This window comes from Jeotgalicoccus huakuii, assembly GCF_036665975.1.
Classification (GTDB): Bacteria; Bacillota; Bacilli; order Staphylococcales; family Salinicoccaceae; genus Jeotgalicoccus; species Jeotgalicoccus marinus.
Genome location: NZ_JAVIYN010000009.1, coordinates 22202 through 37938, shown reverse-complemented (window position 1 = coordinate 37938; position 15737 = coordinate 22202). Strand labels below are relative to the sequence as shown.

At 38.1% G+C, this 15737-nt stretch carries 15 protein-coding genes; all 15 read right to left on the bottom strand.

All coding sequences use genetic code 11. The annotated features are described in order from the left end of the window. Positions 1–31: 31 nt before the first annotated feature. Entirely contained in the window at positions 32–1519 is a 1488-nt protein-coding gene (gene lysS / locus V6E76_RS06115; RefSeq protein ID WP_247351268.1) for a lysine--tRNA ligase, read from the bottom strand. A gap of 22 nt (positions 1520–1541) precedes the next feature. Beyond that, entirely contained in the window at positions 1542–2009 is a 468-nt protein-coding gene (gene folK / locus V6E76_RS06110) for a 2-amino-4-hydroxy-6-hydroxymethyldihydropteridine diphosphokinase (protein WP_026866172.1), read from the bottom strand. Continuing rightward, complete coding sequence (gene folB / locus V6E76_RS06105) at positions 2009–2374, bottom strand: dihydroneopterin aldolase (RefSeq protein ID WP_247351284.1); 366 nt, start codon at positions 2372–2374, stop codon at positions 2009–2011. The genes folK and folB overlap by 1 nt, the downstream gene beginning before the upstream one ends. After that, a complete protein-coding gene (gene folP / locus V6E76_RS06100) occupies positions 2374–3165 on the bottom strand; it encodes a dihydropteroate synthase (RefSeq protein WP_247351298.1) in 792 nt (263 codons plus the stop codon). Before folP ends, folB begins: the two co-directional genes overlap by 1 nt. 151 nt (positions 3166–3316) lie before the next feature. Continuing rightward, a complete protein-coding gene (cysK, locus tag V6E76_RS06095) occupies positions 3317–4252 on the bottom strand; it encodes a cysteine synthase A (RefSeq protein WP_247351311.1) in 936 nt (311 codons plus the stop codon). Between the two features lie 70 nt (positions 4253–4322). Beyond that, complete coding sequence (hslO, locus tag V6E76_RS06090; protein WP_247351325.1) at positions 4323–5195, bottom strand: Hsp33 family molecular chaperone HslO; 873 nt, start codon at positions 5193–5195, stop codon at positions 4323–4325. Between the two features lie 155 nt (positions 5196–5350). Then, a complete protein-coding gene (ftsH, locus tag V6E76_RS06085) occupies positions 5351–7420 on the bottom strand; it encodes an ATP-dependent zinc metalloprotease FtsH (protein WP_499797729.1) in 2070 nt (689 codons plus the stop codon). Between the two features lie 72 nt (positions 7421–7492). After that, the gene (gene hpt, locus V6E76_RS06080) at positions 7493–8035 is read right to left on the bottom strand and encodes a hypoxanthine phosphoribosyltransferase (protein ID WP_499797728.1); all 543 of its coding nucleotides are present in this window, start codon (positions 8033–8035) and stop codon (positions 7493–7495) included. After that, a complete protein-coding gene (gene tilS / locus V6E76_RS06075; RefSeq protein WP_247351341.1) occupies positions 8019–9263 on the bottom strand; it encodes a tRNA lysidine(34) synthetase TilS in 1245 nt (414 codons plus the stop codon). The genes hpt and tilS overlap by 17 nt, the downstream gene beginning before the upstream one ends. 63 nt (positions 9264–9326) lie before the next feature. Then, the gene (locus V6E76_RS06070; protein ID WP_026866180.1) at positions 9327–9707 is read right to left on the bottom strand and encodes a S1 domain-containing RNA-binding protein; all 381 of its coding nucleotides are present in this window, start codon (positions 9705–9707) and stop codon (positions 9327–9329) included. Between the two features lie 82 nt (positions 9708–9789). After that, on the bottom strand, positions 9790–10179 hold the full coding sequence (locus V6E76_RS06065) for a septum formation initiator family protein (protein WP_247351343.1): 390 nt from the start codon (positions 10177–10179) through the stop codon (positions 9790–9792). Between the two features lie 76 nt (positions 10180–10255). Beyond that, a complete protein-coding gene (locus tag V6E76_RS06060; protein WP_247351350.1) occupies positions 10256–10528 on the bottom strand; it encodes an RNA-binding S4 domain-containing protein in 273 nt (90 codons plus the stop codon). After that, positions 10518–11690, bottom strand: coding sequence for a MazG nucleotide pyrophosphohydrolase domain-containing protein (locus V6E76_RS06055; RefSeq protein ID WP_247351351.1), 1173 nt, complete (start codon positions 11688–11690; stop codon positions 10518–10520). Before V6E76_RS06055 ends, V6E76_RS06060 begins: the two co-directional genes overlap by 11 nt. Then, the gene (gene mfd / locus V6E76_RS06050) at positions 11687–15157 is read right to left on the bottom strand and encodes a transcription-repair coupling factor (protein WP_247351368.1); all 3471 of its coding nucleotides are present in this window, start codon (positions 15155–15157) and stop codon (positions 11687–11689) included. Before mfd ends, V6E76_RS06055 begins: the two co-directional genes overlap by 4 nt. Further along, positions 15150–15722, bottom strand: coding sequence for an aminoacyl-tRNA hydrolase (pth, locus tag V6E76_RS06045; RefSeq protein WP_247351386.1), 573 nt, complete (start codon positions 15720–15722; stop codon positions 15150–15152). Before pth ends, mfd begins: the two co-directional genes overlap by 8 nt. Between the last annotated feature and the right edge of the window lie 15 nt (positions 15723–15737).

Sequence of the window (15737 nt, the reverse complement as noted above, 5' to 3'; positions counted from 1 at the left end):
ACTTATCCTTAAAGAATAAGTACGATTTTTCTTATCTTTCTCTCATTGAAGGGAACAATAGAACGTCACGGATTGAAGCTGAGTCTGTCAGTAACATTACTAATCTATCAATACCGATACCCAGTCCACCTGTTGGTGGTAAACCGTATTCCATTGCCTCTAGGTAGTCTTCATCCATTTCATGCGCTTCATCATTACCTTGATCACGTTCAGCAACTTGTGCTTCAAAGCGCTCACGCTGATCAATAGGATCATTTAATTCTGTAAACGCATTGGCATGTTCACGTCTAACGATAAATAACTCAAATCTATCAGTGAATCTAGGATCCTCATCATTTTTCTTAGCTAACGGTGAAATCTCTACAGGATGGCCGTATACAAAGGTCGGTTGCACTAATTCTTCTTCTACTTTTTGTTCAAAGAATTCATTTAGAATGTGACCATACTGCATGTTGTCACCAATTTCTACATTGTGTGCCTTAGCTGCTTCTCTTGCTTCATCTAATGAATTAATATCATAGAAGTTAACCCCTGTATATTCATTAACGATATCTACCATGTGCACGCGTTTCCACTCTGGTGCTAAGTCAATCTCTTCACCATCATACACAACTTTAGTCGTCCCATTCACTTTCTCAGCAATATAAGCAATCATCTCTTCTGTTAAAGTCATAATGTCTCTGTAATCAGCATAAGCTTCATATAGTTCCATCATTGTGAACTCAGGGTTGTGTCTTGTAGATACCCCTTCATTTCTAAACACGCGACCAATTTCATAGACTTTCTCAATACCTCCGATTACGAGGCGTTTTAAATGTAGCTCCAAGGCAATACGCATATATAAATCTGTGTCTAAAGCATTGTGATGCGTAATGAACGGACGTGCCTGCGCACCGCCCGCGATTGAGTGCATCATTGGTGTTTCTACTTCTAAGAAGTCATTCTCATTTAAGTAGTTACGCATTTCTTGTATAATCTTACTTCTTTTAATAAATGTTTCTCTAGACTCTTTACTTGTAATTAAATCTAAGTAACGTTTACGATAACGCTCTTCAACATCTTTTAGACCGTGATATTTATCGGGAAGTGGACGAAGGGCTTTTGTAAGTAATGTAAACTCTGTTGGTTTAATCGATAATTCGCCTGTATTCGTTTTGAACATCGGTCCTTTAACACCAACAAAATCACCTAAATCTGCCTGGTTCCATACCTCAAACGCTTCATCACCAATTTGATCTTTTCTAACGTAAATTTGAATCTGACCGTTGATATCTTGGATATGTGCAAATCCAGCCTTACCTTTACCACGCTTAGTCATGATACGTCCAGCAATCGCTGTTACTGACTCATCTTCTCTTTCTGCTAATTCTTCTTTTGAGAACTGGTCCCACTCTTCAACGAGTTCATTAGTATAATGTAAACGGTCAAAACGTTTACCAAATGGATCTAATCCCTGTTCTCTTAATTGTTGCATTTTCTCGCGGCGTACAGCCAGCTGATCATTTAGTTCTTCAGACACTATATTCCACTCCTAAAAGTCATTATTGTTCGTTATCTAATTTGTTTTTAATTTCTTCGATTGTCATTTTCAAAGTTGGATGTTCTCTTTTTGGTGCAATCTCACTCATCGGATCAATCACAAAAGAACGGAGGTGCATTTCCGGATGAGGTACCTTCAAATCTGTTAAATCCAGCTCCAAATCTTCGTATAAGAGTACATCAATATCAATCGACCTTGGACCCCATGTTTCCTTACGTACACGACCAAGTTCATGTTCAATGCCAAGTACGACTTCAAGCAAATCCAAAGGTGTTAAATTTGTCTCCAATTCTACAGCCATATTTATAAAATCTGGCTGATCTGTCTTACCATATGGTTTAGTTTCATATCTTGAAGATATTTTAGTAACGGTAATCCCAGGAACTTCAGATATTTTTTTTAGGGCTTGTCTTAAACTCTCTTCTCTGTCCCCGATATTACTACCGAGTCCGAGATACGCTATAGCCATTATCTTTCCCGCTTTCCTTTTAAGGTAATACCCACACTGTCATAGTTACCATCTATCGGTGGATTAGGTTTAGTAATCGTAGTTTCTACCTCTACTATTTTAGCATATCGGTCAAATAGCTGGGCATTGATTTTCCCTGCTAAATGCTCAATTAAACTCACTGAATCACCTTTAACAATATTTTCAACAAGTTCGTATACTTCACCGTAATGTACCGTTTCATTCAAATCATCCGTCAAAGCTGCTTGAGATAAATCTAAGCTAATTACTAAGTCAGTAATAAAGTACTGACCAAGCACACGTTCTTCTTTTATTGCACCATGATAAGCATAAGTTTTAATACCGTTGATATGAATTTTATCCATTATAGTTCACCTTTTAACTTCATATAGACATCTGCACCCTGCCTATTCATTTTTACGTTGTGCACTCTCACAGCATCGACACCTGCATCAATGCCTAAAATCGTTGTTGCGAGGGTTGCTGCGTCCCGTTCGTCAGCATCTGTATCATGACCAATCAGTTCTTTTACCATACGTTTACGGCTTGTCCCGAGTAAAACAGGATAACCCACTTTAACGAGTTCATCCAAGTTACGCATGACCTCGATTTCTTCATCTCTAGACTTTACAAAACCGATGCCTGGATCCAGCCAAATTTTTTCTTTCTTAACGCCAGCTTCAAGGGCTTTATCAGCTGAGAATTTTAACTCATCAATCATCTCACTAACCACATCTTCATATTGAGCGTGATCGTTGTTGTGCATAAGGAATATTTCAGCATCGAATTCAGCAACAACATCTAAGATTTTTTCATCATAAAGACCTCGCCATTGATCATTAATCATCGTTGCACCCTTTTCTAAGGCTGCCCTTGCAACTTCTGAGCGAAATGTATCTACAGAGATGTCTGTCTTTATACCTGCTGCTCGAATCGCCTGTACGACAGGGACAACCCGCTCTATCTCTGTTTCCACTGTAATCTCACTATAGCCACCAGGTCGTGTAGAGTAGCCACCAACGTCTATAATATCGACGCCCTCCTCAACCATTTCCTTGGCACGCTCTACGGCTTTCTCTACAGAGTCATATTTTCCACCATCGCTAAAAGAGTCTGGTGTTGTGTTTAAAATACCCATTATCTTCAATTTTTCCATCATACCAACCTCTATTTATACATTTGTTGAATAGTCATATTATAACATGTTTAAAAGTACGTGCCTGATTAAAAAATCTCATACAAAAAAGCTTAGAAATCTATGTTCATATAGATCTCTAAGCTCTTTAGTTTGGATTAAGATTATTGACTTAAGCTTCAAAGTTAAATAGTGGTGTAGATAAATATCTCTCACCGTTCGATGGTAGTACAACGACCACATTTTTACCTTTGCCTAGTTTTTTGGCTGTCTGAAGTCCTGCTAAGACAGCAGCACCAGAAGAAATTCCACCAAGGATACCTTCTTCTCTACCTAACTTACGCGCAGTATCCATTGCTTCTTCATTTTCGATCGTAATGATTTCATCATAAATATCTGTATCTAATGTCGTTGGTACAAAGCCTGCACCAATCCCTTGAATCTTATGCGGTCCTGGTTCTTTACCACTTAGAATTGCTGAATCTGTTGGTTCTACAGCAATCACTTGTACATCTTTAAAGTTTTCCTTCAACACTTTACCAGCACCGGTGATTGTACCACCTGTACCAATACCAGAGATGAAAGCATCTATAGACAAGCCAGCACTATTCGCTTGTTCTACTAACTCCTTACCAGTCGTTCTCTCGTGGATTTCTGGGTTAGCTGGGTTTTCGAACTGTTGTGGCATGAAATATCCGTCTTTCTCAGCAAGTTCTCTAGCTTTTTTAATTGCACCTTTCATACCGTCAGCACCTGGTGTTAGGACAAGTTCTGCACCATATGCGCGTAATAGATTACGACGTTCCTTACTCATCGTATCCGGCATGACTAGAACGGATTTGTAACCTTTTGCAGCTGCTACCATTGCTAGACCAATACCCGTGTTACCGCTTGTTGGTTCAACAATAATCGTATTTTCATTAAGTTTACCTGCTTCTTCTGCAGCTTCAATCATCGCTAAGGCGATACGGTCTTTAACTGAACTACCTGGATTCATAAATTCAACTTTTACATAGACATCTGCACTGTTTTCATCTGTTAACTTATTTAATTTCACTAAAGGCGTATTTCCAATTGTTTCTAAAATATTGTTATATACATTACTCACAATCAAACACTCCTATTCCTAGTTTCTGACTATGAATAATATAACATTATCCCTACCATTTTTCAATTAATTAGTGTGTGATGAGTGCTTGAAGTTCTTCTTTTGTAATCCATTCTTTATTACGGCAGAAATGACAATCTGCTTCAGCACCGCCATCTTCTTGAATCATAGACATAATTTCTTTAGGGTCTAAGGCACTGATTGCATTAATAAAGCGCTCTTTAGAACAGTTACATTCAAAACTAACTGGCATCTCACTCAGTTGTCTCCAATTTTCCTCACCGATTGCTTCATCAATAATTTGGTTCGGTGTCATGCCTTTAGCGAGTAGTTTAGAAACCGGCGTCATTTCTTTGGCACGTTCATTAAGCCAGTTAATCGTTTCCTCACTTGCTGAAGGTAACACTTGGATTATGAAGCCACCTGCTGCTTGAATTGTGTTATCCGGGTTTACAAGCACGCCTAAGGCAACAATAGATGGAACTTGTTCACTGGCATAGAAGTAATAAGAGAAGTCTTCTCCTAATTCTCCTGAAACAATCTCAGTAGATCCAACAAAGTTATCTTTTAAACCAATATCTTTAGCTACTCTAAGGTAACCATTTGTACCAACTGCGCGTCTCACATCAAGCTTACCTTGATCATTTAAATCAAAGTGAACTTGCGGATTGCCAAGATAACCTCTGACGTGACCGTGTGCATCACTATCTACTACAATCGCACCGATTGGTCCACCGCCCTCAATAGTAATTGTATTCTTGTCTTCACCTTTTAACATAGCACCCATCATTACTCCAGCGCTCATCGCTCTACCAAGTGCTGCAGCTGCAGTTGGGTAAGCCACATGTCTCTGAACTGCCTCGTTTATAGTAGCTGTAGTATCTACAGCAAATATCCTTACCTCATCATTTAATCCTAAACCTCTTATTAAGTGGTCTGTCATAGTCGTTCCTCCAAACGATTTTCACATCAAAATTTTATAAACATAGTTTACTATCATGCATAATATAGAAAACGTCAAAGATAGTCAATTTACGTGCTTAATATCATTTCCTACGAAAAAATAAGCGCAGCATCATCCGCTGCGCTTAAAGTTTCTTATCTGTTATCCTTACGGTCTTCTTCTAAGTCATTTGAAGATTGATTTTCTTGGTCAGTCGACTCATCAGGTTCAACCATGTCTGGTCTTTCCTCAACTTGTTCTTCAGACTCAAGGTCTTTTTCATCATGTGACATCTTTTCTTTAATTTCATCATAAGATGCCCCTGCTTTGTCTGAATCCTTATCTTCCTCAACAGGTTCATTATCAAAGTTTCTTTCAGGTAGTTTACCGTTGTAGAAAAGTCCTTCGATTTGTTCTCTGTCGAGTGTTTCCACTTCAAGTAATGTTTCAGCAATTAATTGAAGCTGTTCTTTATGCTCTGTAAGGATCTGACGACAACGCTCATATTGTGTTTTCACAATGTTTTGCATTTCTTGGTCGATTTCATAAGCGATACTATCTGAGTAATTCGAATCGTTAGACATATCTTTACCAAGGAATACTTGACCGTTTGATTCACCGAACTGAATTGGACCGAGTTTTTCACTCATACCGTATTCAGTCACCATGCTTCTAGCGATACTTGTTGTTCTTTGGAAGTCATTGTGAGCACCTGTTGATACTTCACCGAAGTTAATTTCTTCGGATACTCGACCACCAAGTAATCCAACAATCTTATCTTCTAATTCTGGTTTCGTCATAAAGTAACGATCCTCTTTAGGAAGCATTACAGCATAACCACCAGCTTGTCCGCGAGGGACAATGGTAACCTTATGAACTGTCTCAGCATCGTCTAAGACCATACCGATAATCGTATGTCCTGCCTCATGGTAAGCAACGATATTACGTTCTTTCTTACTCATTACACGACTCTTCTTAGCTGGACCTGCAATCACACGGTCAGTCGCTTCATCGACATCACGCATATCAATTAACTTCTTGTTTTGTCTAGCAGCGACTAAAGCAGCTTCGTTTAAGAGATTCTCAAGATCTGCACCAGAGAAACCTGGCGTACGCTGCGCAAGTGCTGCAAGATCAACAGTCTCATCAAGCGGCTTGTTACGTGCGTGTACTTTAAGTACAGCCTCACGTCCTTTAACATCCGGACGCCCCACTTGAATCTGTCTGTCGAAACGACCTGGACGTAAGAGTGCTGGGTCTAGAATATCAGGGCGGTTAGTTGCTGCAATCATAATGATACCTTCATTATCTGCGAAACCATCCATCTCAACTAATAGTTGGTTTAGTGTTTGTTCACGCTCATCGTGACCACCACCAACACCAGCACCACGCTGACGACCCACTGCATCAATTTCATCAATAAAGATGATACAAGGTGAGTTTTTCTTAGCGTTTTCAAATAAATCACGTACACGAGATGCACCGACACCAACGAACATCTCAACGAAATCAGAACCACTGATTGAGAAGAATGGTACGCCTGCTTCACCTGCTACCGCTCTTGCAATCAATGTTTTACCAGTACCTGGAGGCCCGACAAGTAGTACCCCTTTAGGAATTCTGGCACCGATTCTATCAAAGCGACGTGGATCTTTTAAGAAGTCAACAACTTCTACTAGTTCAGCTTTTTCCTCATCTGCTCCAGCGACATCATCGAAGCGAACTTGTTTTTTACTTTGGTCATAAAGCTTGGCTTTACTCTTACCAAAGTTCATCATGCGGCCTCCGCCGCCTCCGCCGCCACCTTGGGCTTGGCTCATGAGGAAGATGAATAAGAAGAAGATAATAAGTAATGGAATAATTGTAAATAACATGCTTGTCCAAGGACTTGGTTCTTCTTCAGGTTCTACATTAAATGTTAAGTCATCTTGACTGCGTGCTGTGTCTGTAATTTGCTGGATATCATCCGCACTATTAAAAGGCACAACAGAAGTGAATGACTCTTGGTCACTTTGATCAGCTAGGCGACCGCTAACTAAATAAACATTGTTTTCAGGCTGCAATGTTAACTCAGCCACTTCACCATTTTCTAGGGCATCGACGAACTCATTATATTGAAGTTCTTCTTCGTCGCCGCCAGAGCCGTTGAAACGTTGGAATATACCAAACATGACAACTGTTAATATGGCGATAAGTAATATGTTACGGCCAGTATTCTTCGGCATCCGTAATCCTCCATTTCTAATACATTACAAAAAATAGTAACAAAAATAACTTTTAACTTCCAGTGATATGATTTAGCTGTAAAATTCAGGTTTTAAAAGACCGATGTAAGGTAAATTTCTGTATTTTTGATCAAAGTCCAAGCCATATCCTACGACAAATCCATCTGGAATTTCTGTACCTACGTATTTTACGTTAACATCTAATTTTCTTTCTTCTACAGGCTTATCTAATAAGGTTACAATCTCGATGGATGCAACTTTTCTATACTGTAGAAATTCAATAATAGAATTTAAAGTCGTTCCAGTTTCAACAATATCTTCAACAATAAGAATATGTCTACCTTCTACAGAAGTTGATAAGTCCTTAAGTATTTTAACCTCTCCAGTCGACTTTGTGCCAACATAGCTAGAGACATCCATGAAATCAATTTCCATGTGTGTATCCACATGCTTAATGAGGTCTGCCATAAACATAATTGAACCCTTTAAAAGGCCAACCATAATCGGCGTCTTTCCTTCATAATCTTTAGTGATTTCCTCGCCAAGACGTTTGTTTATTGCGTCTATATCTGACTCAGAAAGTACAATTTCACTGATATCATTTTTTATTGTCATCTTCTTGCTCCTTCGTTATCTTTAAAATTCGATTTTCAGCTGGTTCAATTATATTATAAATGGCACCGACTGCAATAATAATACCGTGTTGATTTAAAACCACCGGTATCGCCTTTCTTTCGCTTGCTACTATCTTATTATCGATGAAAAGACGACTGATTTTCTTACTACCGCCTTGTTTAAGTTGAACACGGTCACCATCTAATCTCGGGCGTATAGTCAATGGAAATTCATCACTCGGTAATTTTACCACGATATGATAATTATTATAAATAAAGTTCCCACTATCCTCAACAATCAGAGGTTCACTAATGGGGCTTACCTTTGCTTTTTTCACGTAAACTTGATCGTATTCAACATGTACTGTATGGGAATCAAGTTGATATACCGTCTGTGCTGGTCCCGACATCAATGTTTGATCAAGTGATTCTAAAGCCTTTCGACTCATTATTGTTGAAGTATCAGATAAGAGTGAATTTAAAATGTATATTCTAATTAATGGGCTATATTGTCTATAATTTCCCCTCGAAAGGCTGCCCTTACTAATAATATTCTTAGCAAAATCACTGACAAAATCACTTAACTCATTTATGTCATTTTTTATGTTTACTAATTGCTTTAGATCTAAAGCATCTGCATCTTCGATGTCTGGAACAATATGATGCCTAATATAATTTCTTGTATAGGTATCCTCAAGATTACTTTCATCTTCAAAATACTTCACCGTGTGTGCCTGTTGATATTCTCTAATATCTCTTTTACGAACCTTCATAAGCGGCCTTGATATTCGTACGCCTACTCTTTCATAGTCTTCTGGTATACCAAGGTTGCCATGTAAATACCGCCCGGTTAATAGTTGGTGCAAGACCGTTTCATACTGATCATCCTCATGGTGAGCCATCAACAACACATTTAAGTGATGTTTTTTTGCAATATCTCTAAAGAACGCATATCGCTTTTTACGTCCTGATTCTTGAGAAAAGTTCCCTTCAAAATCGAGAACAACTGACTCATAGTTTACATGATCTTTTTCCGTCATTTTTTTTATGTATGCCGCTTCAGATAAAGATGCAACTCTTTGATTGTGGTTAACGTGTAAGACGGTCAAACTTTTATAAGTATCTTTGTAAGTCGTCGTCAATAGATGATAAAGCACCATAGAATCGATGCCACCAGACAAGGCTAGACCAAGATGACTTTCCGTCGTCCATGAAATATTCAATTTCAAAAGTAGCACCACCTTATAAAAACTAAAAAGGCTAGAGCGACTTGCTCTGGCCTCTTCATTTCATTATCTACGACCTCTACCACCACGACGTGATTCAGCTTGTCTCTTAATTGTAGACATTCTTTCTTCACTGTCTTTTAAGAATCCTGAAAGTTTCTTTTCAAAATCTTCAGGTGATGGTGCCTTTTGACGAGGTTTTGGTTTTGGTTTATCTTGAGCTTTCTTAATTGATAAACTAATCTTGTTATCATCACCGATAGATAATACTTTAACTTCTATTTCGTCACCGACTTTTAAGTGTTCGTTGATGTCTTCTACATATTTGTCCGCTACTTCACTTATGTGAACCAAGCCTGTTTTACCGCCTGGTAACTCAACAAACGCACCAAATGGTTTAATCCCTGTAACTTTGCCGATAACTTTACTGCCCGCTTCAACTGACATGTTTATATAATATCCTCCCAAAATCGTTATACATTAATATATTAACACTTAATAAAGGAATAATCATTACATATGTAACTGATTATTCCTTTTCCGGCCTTTCTTTTTCAGATTCACCTTCAGGTAAATTGAAGATTAGCTCTCCTTCTTCTGATAAGAAGAACTCACTTCTTGCTATACGTAATATATAATTGTCATCATTCAATTGCTTGATTTGTTGTTCGAGGTCCGAGTGCTGCTTATTTTTATTGTCTAAGACTTCAGATGTTGCAGCAACTTCTTGCTCTAGCTCTTGATTGGCTTTCTTTTGATTAATGCCAATCATCAATAAGACGATAACGATTACCATTAGCACACTGCCAAAAACGAGGGCACGACGGCGTGACACACGCGCTTCAGTCTTTAATTGTTTCTTTTCACTATCTCTTTTTTTAGTATAGTTATTCAAAAGACGAACCACTTTGTTGTTCATTTTAGTCACACCTCTCCCCATCGTTTTGTACATTATCCTTTATATACAAGATACATCAAATGAGCTTTGGTTTCTATTAAAATTCTGTTTCTTTTTCAATTTTTTCTTCTTTTAATACTTTATACATTCTTTCTGCATCTTCTTTTTTTGTTGTATCGTTTAATTGCATCACTTCATAAGTGACAATACTACGTCCAAATTTGATGACTAAGTGATCTCCAACTGATAAGTCAGTACCTGCTTTTGCCGTACGTCCATTGACTTCGATACGACCATCATCACTAATCTCTTTTGCAAGTGTACGTCTTTTAATTATCCTTGATACTTTTAAAAATTTATCAAGTCTCATTTACATCATCCTTTAGCAAGGTTTTTAGTGGGGTATCTGAATGGATGGTTTCTTTCATCCATGCAAGCATTGTCGTTGCATATTCTTTTTCATGCTTAATTTTTTCTTTCTTACCTTCGGCTCTTTTCGCTTCTTGCCACACCTTATTTAAATCTTCCATTGACTCCACTGACTCATCGCCAAAAACATGTGGGTGACGTCTAACTACTTTTTGATTTAAGGCAGCTAGAACATCATAGAAATCAAAGTAGCCATCTTTTTTACCTATTGCTGAATGCAAGGCGACTTGTAGAAGGATGTCTCCAAGTTCTTCTACAATACCTTCATCATCTTCATGCTCTATTGCCTCAATGACCTCATACGATTCTTCTAACAAGAATCGTTCAAGTGATTCATGGGTCTGTTCTTTATCCCACGGACAACCATCTTCCGATACTAGCTGGTCAAACACATCTACCATATGCGTGATTGTTCTATCCGCATATCGAATATCATCTTGTTTTGGAACAAACATACACATTAAGTTTGAGTCTGGTACATGATGATCAATTTCTGCGATAGTCGTTCCTATAATATGCTCATCTTCACTGCCAGCCTTGTCTACAAGGTAAGCCTTGGTATCGTAGTGATAATAATCTAGGAGTGTCACCTTCACTTCACTCACAGACAATTGATTATACACTTGAGTAATCAGTGTGTGCTTTTGGTAATCTAAGTCTTTCAACGACAAATTCGTCCCGTCTAACAACTGAAAGTTCTCATTTACTGGAATATTTAAGGCACTTATCACTTCATCTATAAAACTCTGACCACCTTTAATCTCGACGTTGACTTCACCTTTTCGCTTTCTGTCTAATAGCAGTTCAGTCGTCGTCTCGTAAAACATTGGATGCCCTGGTACAGCGTAGGTGAGATTACCATGCTGAGCATCCTGCACTAAGGTATCAACGATACGTTCATACACTGCTTCGAAAGTTTCAGATGCCTCATAGTATTCATCAAAACTGATTAATTTTATATCACTATCTTTTAAAAGTGACACTGCTGGATGGTCCATCGTTCTCAGATAAATTTTTTCTTCTGCTAATAGTGATTTGTAAACACCTAAGGGCATTTTATCGATATCAGATGTACCAAGACCGATTACTGTGATTGTGTTCATGACACACCCTCCATTCTACTCTCTTGTATTGCTGCCATTACTGAGACTAAATCTTTAAGTTGTTTCGAGCGTATGGTTAAGTTAATTTCTCCACCCTTGACTGAAATCTTCAAGATTCTACTAAACGCCTGAGTGTCTTCGAATAATTTTTCACCATTGATTTCTGCTGTTGCAGATTGAGATACATTAAGATAGAAGTGACGTGCATCCTCAGATACCTTATAGATACCATATAGAAGTGCATATATTTTAACTTTAACTAAGTCAATTAATGTTTGTACTTCTGTTGGATACTCACCAAAACGGTCGATGAGTTCATCTTCTATATCTCTCAGTGTCTCTAGAGAATTTGCTTTTCTAAGACGCTTGTAAATATCAATCTTAGATTGCTCATGGGTAATATATGTTGCCGGAATATAAGCATCTGCTTCGATATTAATTGGAATATTAACCGGTTCTTCTTCTTTTTCAACACCTTGTTTTTCTTTTACAGCACTTTCTAACATATCACTATACATCTCATAACCAACTGAATCTATAAAGCCGGACTGATTTTTACCAAGCAAATTACCCGCTCCGCGTATATTCAAATCACGCATGGCAATCTTAAAGCCGGATCCAAGTTCAGTGTATTCCTTAATCGCTTCTAATCGTTTTTCTGCTACTTCTGTTAACACCTTATTTGGCTGATGGAATAAGTATGCATATGAGATACGATTACTACGACCAACGCGCCCGCGTAATTGGTAAAGTTGACTCAAACCAAAACGGTCTGCATCTTCAATAATTAGCGTATTGGCGTTCGGAACATCTACACCTGTTTCAATAATAGTCGTGGTGACGATAACATCGTATTCACCATTCACGAATGCAAGCATCGTCTCTTCGATTTGTTTTTCAGTCATCTGTGCATGCATGACACCTACTGCAGCATCAGGGACCAACATTTCTACATGCGCCTGTTTGTTATAGATGGTCGCAACACTATTGTGGAGGTAAAAGACTTGGCCGTTTCTAGCAAGCTCCCTTTCAATCGCCTCTTTAACGAAGTTTCCATTGTATTCTAAAACATAGGTTTGAACCGGGAATCTGTTTTCTGGAGGTGTTTCTATGACGGATAGGTCTCTTACACCCGTCAAACTCATGTGTAAGGTTCTTGGAATTGGTGTTGCTGTTAAAGTTAAGACATCTACATTATTTTTTAACTGTTTAATCGCTTCTTTATGCTTAACTCCAAATCTTTGCTCTTCATCGACAATTAAAAGACCAAGATCTTTATACTCAATCGATTTACCTAGAATCTTGTGCGTACCCACTACGATATCAATCTTACCTTCTTTAAGTCCTACAGCTGTCTCTCTATTTTCTTTTGCTGTTCTAAAGCGTGACATCATCGCCACATTTACAGGGTAATCCTCAATTCTTTCGATCAAGCTTTCAAAGTGCTGGGCTGCGAGTATGGTTGTCGGCACTAAAAATGCGACTTGTTTGCCATCTTGAACCGCTTTAAATGCTGCACGAATTGCTACTTCGGTTTTTCCGTAACCGACATCACCACAAAGCAGTCGATCCATGGGCTTACTATCTTCCATGTCATTTTTAATTTCATGGATACTCGCAAGTTGGTCAGGCGTTGGTTCATAAGGGAAACGTGCTTCAAAAGCCTCTTGCATCTCTGTATCCGGACTATACTTAAACCCTTCAGACATCGCACGTTCTTGATAGAGTCGAATCAGTTCTTCTGCGATATCATTAACATTTTGCTGAACCTTCGCCTTAGTCCGTTTCCATTCAACACCACCAAGTTTATGCATCTTAGGTTGGCCGTCATCACTTGCCACATATTTTTGCACCAAGTCCATCTGATCCACAGGAATATACAGCTGGTCTGTCCCTTTGTACTGCAACTTCATATAATCATTATGAATGCCGCTAACTTCAAGGGTTTCAATGCCTAGATATCGACCGACACCGTGATGAACATGGACGATATAATCACCAGGATTTAACTCCTGATAAGATTTAATTTTCTCTGCGTTAGATAACTTCTTATTACGTTTTTTACGTTTTTGTACTTTGTTATACAATTCTTTAGAAGTTAAAATAGCTGCACTCATATAGGGCAGGATAAAACCAGATTCTATAGCACCCGTCGTTAAGACAATACCTGAGTCACTCGGGATATTTTCAATATAGCTTTGAATTTTTAGGTCTTCGAGAAGTTGCTTTGTTTTATTAAGCTCATCTTTGTCTCTTAAAATAATATTGATGAGATAGTCATTGTCTAACATCTTATTTAAATTCGACGCTAGAATATCATACTGCCCATAATAGATTTCTGCTGGTTTAACAGAAATTTTAATCATTTCTCCAATAGACACAGGCATACTCTTCATAAATAAATTGAAGTAAGTGACACCATTTAGGTTTAGCAATCTATCATATTGATGCTCTAAATAGTTTGCTGCACCTTTAAACATTTGCCCTGCTTCTAAGACAGAACTAAAGTAATTATTCACCGCTTCAAACTCTGCATCATAAGCTGATTTAATTGCATTTATATCATCTGCAAACACTCTATGCTTATCGGTCATATAATCTAGGAGCGATTGATCATGATCATCTAAGAGATGAGCGAATTGATTTAAGTGTTCTACAAGTAAATCAGGATGTGTCACCTTGTCATAATATTCATCTAATGATTCTTTAGCGACAGCCTGTAAGCCTTCAGAAGTCTCCTGATATAAGGTGTCAATTTTCTCTATCAATTCCACACGTTCACTCGGATCAACAATATATTCAGCATAGGGTTCAATTTTCACTGATTCAATATTTTCTAAAGAACGTTGAGTCTCTGGATCCAAAAGACGCAGTGAATCAATCTCATCGTCAAATAGCTCTACACGAAGAAATAAATCATGCATATAGATATCAATAATATCCCCTCGAACTGCAAATTCTCCGAAATTAGAGGCCTGATTCATACGTTTATATCCTAAACTAACTAAGAACTCGAGAAATTCATCGTAATCAAGTGTGCTTCCTAACTCTAATGTTTTTTCATAAGCTAACAATTTTTCTTTAGGCATCAACGGTTTTAATAAGGCATGTATAGGCACGATAAATAACCCTAGCTTCTCATGTAGCAAGGCCGATAAGGTCGACATTCTTGCCTTCATAAAATCAGGGCTTTGTTTAGACATGTTTTCAATCATGATGTCACCAACTGGGAAGGTATACACTTCATCCATAACGTCCATCATGCTATTTGCGAGCTTTTCCATGTGGTGGTTATTTTCAACAAAGACCACATTGGCACGCTCTGAGTTTTCTGTCAGTTCTTTGAGTAAGATTGGTTTAAAGTCATCATTTATTCCAGTGACAAGCAGGTTTTTATCGTCGTTGAATGAAATGATGCTCTGGACGCGTTCATCATTTAAGATGCGATCGCTAATTTTATTATGCATTCACATCACCATTATACTTATTCATTACATCTAGGAAGTCATTTGAAACAAAGCTTTGACACGCTTCAGATGACACTTCTAAAACTTTTTGTAAAGTATCTTCATCTACCTTACTAAACTTACCTAAGACATAACGTGTGATTGGCGTACTATCAGTTGGACGATCTATACCAAGGCGTATACGATTGTACTTTTCGCCACCTAGATGTTGATTCAGAGACTTGATACCGTTATGTCCACCACCGCTACCTTTTTGACGCAATCTTATACGACCAAGAGGTAGGTCAAGATCATCATAAATTACAACAATATCAGATAATTCGATATTATAGTAATCCACAAGTGGTCGCACACCTTCTCCAGATAGGTTCATAAATGTTTGTGGCTTAATCAACATAATCTTTTCACCGTTGAGTACACCTGTTCCATAATGACACTTAAATTTCTGCTGATCTAAAGGTAGACCAAGGTCTTCTTGAAGTTGATCAATCGCCATAAAGCCTATGTTGTGCCTTGTTTTTTCATATTTAGCACCTGGATTGCCCAGGCCAATAATACATTTCATATCGTCACCTCATAA